This window comes from Pseudomonas sp. GM84 (assembly GCF_000282535.1).
Lineage (GTDB): Bacteria > Pseudomonadota > Gammaproteobacteria > Pseudomonadales > Pseudomonadaceae > Aquipseudomonas.
Map to the genome: position 1 here is coordinate 1 of NZ_AKJC01000347.1, position 3642 is coordinate 3642.

4 protein-coding genes are annotated in these 3642 nt (G+C 63.9%); 1 reads left to right on the forward strand and 3 read right to left on the reverse strand.

Features of this window, described 5'->3' with window-relative positions; genetic code table 11:
- Positions 1–28: 28 nt before the first annotated feature.
- The 3 genes from PMI38_RS24995 to PMI38_RS25005 all read right to left on the reverse strand — a co-directional run bounded on the left by PMI38_RS24995 (position 29) and on the right by PMI38_RS25005 (position 2872).
- Positions 29–853 (reverse strand): hypothetical protein, encoded by an 825-nt coding sequence (locus PMI38_RS24995; RefSeq protein ID WP_008100506.1) that lies wholly within the window; start codon positions 851–853, stop codon positions 29–31.
- Between the two features lie 87 nt (positions 854–940).
- Positions 941–1936: an NAD-dependent epimerase/dehydratase family protein gene (locus PMI38_RS25000; RefSeq protein WP_008100508.1), complete on the reverse strand. Its 996-nt coding sequence runs from the start codon at positions 1934–1936 to the stop codon at positions 941–943.
- Positions 1937–1981: 45 nt separating this feature from the next.
- Positions 1982–2872: a LysR family transcriptional regulator ArgP gene (locus tag PMI38_RS25005; protein WP_008100510.1), complete on the reverse strand. Its 891-nt coding sequence runs from the start codon at positions 2870–2872 to the stop codon at positions 1982–1984.
- A 90-nt stretch (positions 2873–2962) separates the two neighbouring features.
- Here PMI38_RS25005 and PMI38_RS25010 point away from each other — a divergent pair, with 90 nt between their 5' ends.
- Positions 2963–3562: a LysE/ArgO family amino acid transporter gene (locus PMI38_RS25010; RefSeq protein WP_008100511.1), complete on the forward strand. Its 600-nt coding sequence runs from the start codon at positions 2963–2965 to the stop codon at positions 3560–3562.
- The last annotated feature ends 80 nt before the right edge of the window (positions 3563–3642 follow it).

Sequence of the window (3642 nt, forward strand, 5' to 3'; positions counted from 1 at the left end):
CTTGCCGGCGATAAGGGCTCAGCAGATCTCAAGGTCGGGCATTGATCTGCTTCTGCAGGTTCTGAATCTGACTTTGCAGGGTATTGATGTTGCGCGTGGTCTGCCCACGGAACGCATCGAACTCCTGCACCGATGCGCCACTGGCAGCCGCTGCCGGTCGGTTGTCGATCTGGCTCTTGAGCACCAGCACATCCTGCTCCAGGCTATCGATGGCCGCCTTCTGGTTACCCTGCTTCTTCAGCGCCGCTACTTCATCGTTCAGGCTCTTGAGCTGACCATCCAGCTTGCCGCCATCCACCTGCCCCGACTTCAGCGCCGCCAGTTCACCATTCACGGCTTTCAACTGCGCCTGCAGCTGGGTTTGCAACTCGGTCACGGCTTTCTGCTGCTCCCGGGTATCGGCCAGCACCTGCTCCAGGCGCTTGCCCAGGTCACCCGCCTGCCCCGCCACGCCCTGCTGCTGCTTGCCCTGCTCGGCCAGGTTGGCCTGCAACTGGCGAATCTGCAGTTTCAATGCCTCGCTGCCGGTATTGACCGTCGATTCGCTGGCATCGACCTTGCCGCTGATGGCCTGCAAACGCCCGGCGGCCTCTTCGCTGATGCGTGCGAAGCTTTCCTGGGTCGCCACCAGTTGCTGCTCCATCAGCGAGATCTGCTGGAAACTCCACCAGCCCAGCCCCGCCAGCGCGATGAACGACGCCCCCAGCAGCGCCCACAGCGGGCCGGTACTGGCCGGTTTCACAGCTTTCTGACGGCTGCGCGAAACGTGCGCAGGCAGCAGTTCGTCATCATCAGGGGTACCGGCACGCAAAGTGGGCACATCATCGAAATCGTCGTGGGCATCGTTACGCATAGGTAGTTTCAACCGCAGTAATAGCAAAGAGACATGAGTATAAACCGCTCGCGCGGCGCATTGATGACCATCATCCGCGCGCCTGGTTCACTGGTTAAGTGGCTGATGCCTCCACCAGGCGCAAAATTCATCCAGCGCCGACCACAGGCTGACTTTGGGCTGGTAGTCGAGGTACTGGCGGGCGCGACTGATATCCAGGGTGAAATCACGGCTCATCACCTGCATCCCCAAACGCGACAGCGTCGGCTGCGGACGCCCAGGCCAGAGCATGCAGGCGCCCTCGTTCAGCGCTGCCAGGCTGTAGGCCAGACCGTATGAACGGTAACGGGTCACCTGGGGCAGTTGCATCTGGCGCATCACGTAGTTCACCACATCCCACAGCGGCAGCGGATGACCGTTGCTGATGTTGTAGGCCTGACCCAGCGCGCGGTCTTCGGCGAACAGCGCACTGAGCAACGCGTCGTTGAGGTTGTGCACACTGGTGAAGTCGACCTTGTTCAGGCCGTTGCCGATGATCGCTACGCGGCCCTTGCGCTGCATCTGCATCAGCCGTGGAAAAATACTGGCGTCACCGGCCCCGGTGACGAAGCGCGGGCGCAGCGCCAGCACTTCCAGGCCGAACTCCTGGGCACCGAACACCTTCTGCTCGGCAAGGTACTTGGTCTGTGCATAGTGGTCGTGGAAGCGGCGCGGCACCTGGTCTTCACGGATATCCACACGCGACCGGCCGTTGAAATAGATCGACGGCGATGACAAGTGCACCAGGCGGCGCACATATTCCTTGAGGCAACCCTCGACGACGTTCTCCGTGACCACCACATTGCCCTGGTGAAAGTCCTGGTAACGCCCCCAATTACCCACCGCGCCGGCGCAATGCACCACGGCCTCGACGCCCTGGCACAGGCGCCGGGCCAGTTCGGCATCACCCAGGTCGCCGGGGATGAACTGCGCGCCGCGCTTGACCAGGTGCTCCACCCCCTCGGCGCGTCGACCGCTGACCCGCACGTCCAGGCCCTGCTCCAGGGCAAAACGCGCAAAGCGCCCGCCAATGAAGCCGCTCGCGCCAGTGACCAGAATTCGCATGTATGACTCCGCCTTGATTTCAGATGCAACAGACGCCAGCTGCGGCTACAAGGGCACCAGCCAGTGCCGGGCCGTGTGCCGCAGATGCTCGGTCAATTGCGCGAGCAGATGGCCACCGTTGCGCCAATGATGCCAGTACAACGGCACGTCGATGGGCGTATCGGCACAGATTTCCACCAGCAGCCCGTTCGCCAGCTGCTCGCGGGCCTGCAACTCGGGCACCAGTCCCCAGCCCAGACCGGCCTCGGTCATGCGCAGGAAACCTTCGGACGACGGGCACAGATGGTGCAGGAAGCCGTCCTGAATGCCCAGCGACGCCAGGTAACGGTGCTGCAGGAAATCGTCCGGGCCGTAGACGATGGCGGGTGTGCGGGCCAAGCGCTTGACCTCGAACCCCAGTGGAAAATACCGCGCCATGAACCCCGGGCTGGCCAGCGCCCGATAGCGCATGGCCCCCAGCGGCAGGCTGCGTGCCCCGGCTACCGGCCGCTCGCTGCCGCACAGGCAGGCCGCCACTTCACCGGCACGCATGCGCTTGAGGCCGACCTCCTGGTCTTCCACCACCAGGTCAGTCAACAACTTGTGCTCGGCGCAGAATACCCCGACCGCACCCGCCCACCAGGTCGCCAGGCTGTCGGCGTTGAGGGCGATGCGCAAGCGCTCGGGCATGCCCTCCTCATCCAGGGCCGGCACCTGGCGCTGCAAGTCGCGCTCAAGCAGACGCACCTGCTGTACATGGTTGAGCAACTGGCGGCCAACCTCGGTCGGACTCGGCGGTGTTGCACGCACCAGCACGGGTTGGCCGACCCGCGCTTCGAGCAGCTTGATGCGCTGCGAGATGGCCGATTGCGACAGCCCCAGCACCTGCGCGGCGCGCTCGAAACCGCCTTGCTCGATCACTGCCGCGAGGGCGGCCAGCAGCTTGTAGTCGAACATCGATTTTCCTAATGACGGATCAGCTTTATTTGTTTTTCTTATACAGCGCCAATCCGCAGAATGGCCAGCATCTTCTTGGGAGTACCTGCCATGTGGCAAAGCTATCTGAACGGCATGTTGGTGGCCTTCGGCCTGATCATGGCCATTGGCGCACAGAACGCCTTCGTCCTGGCCCAGAGCCTGCGGCGTGAACATCATCTGCCCGTGGCGCTGCTGTGCATTGTCTGCGACGCCATCCTGGTAGCGGCCGGGGTGTTCGGGCTGGCCACGGTGCTGGCGCACAACCCGACGCTGCTGGCCATTGCCCGTTGGGGCGGCGCCGTGTTCCTGCTCTGGTACGGCGCCAAGGCGTTGCGCAGTGCCTGTTCCAAACAGAGCCTTCAGCATCAGGAAGGCCAAGGCATGCGCTCGCGTCGCGCGGTGCTGATGAGCGCCCTGGCAGTGACCCTGCTCAACCCCCACGTGTACCTCGATACCGTGCTGCTGATCGGTTCGCTCGGCGCCCAGCAGACCGTGCCCGGCGCCTATGTGGCCGGTGCCGCCAGTGCCTCGGCGCTGTGGTTCACGACCCTGGCGATCGGCGCGGCGTGGCTGGCGCCCTGGCTGGCACGTCCGACCACCTGGCGCATGCTCGACCTGATGGTGGCGGTGATGATGTTCGCCGTGGCTGCGCAGTTGATCTTCAACTGACCTAAGGGCCCTATCGCCGGCAAGCCGGCTCCCACTCGTGCAGCCAGCGCGGTCATTGTGGGAGCCGGCTTGTCGTGGCG

Bases quoted from the DNA above. Each gene is read 5' to 3' on its own strand.
- PMI38_RS25005 (WP_008100510.1), bottom strand. From the start codon at position 2,872: ATGTTCGACTACAAGCTGCTGGCCGCCCTCGCGGCAGTGATCGAGCAA.
- PMI38_RS24995 (WP_008100506.1), bottom strand. From the start codon at position 853: ATGCGTAACGATGCCCACGACGATTTCGATGATGTGCCCACTTTGCGT.
- PMI38_RS25010 (WP_008100511.1), top strand. From the start codon at position 2,963: ATGTGGCAAAGCTATCTGAACGGCATGTTGGTGGCCTTCGGCCTGATC.
- PMI38_RS25000 (WP_008100508.1), bottom strand. From the start codon at position 1,936: ATGCGAATTCTGGTCACTGGCGCGAGCGGCTTCATTGGCGGGCGCTTT.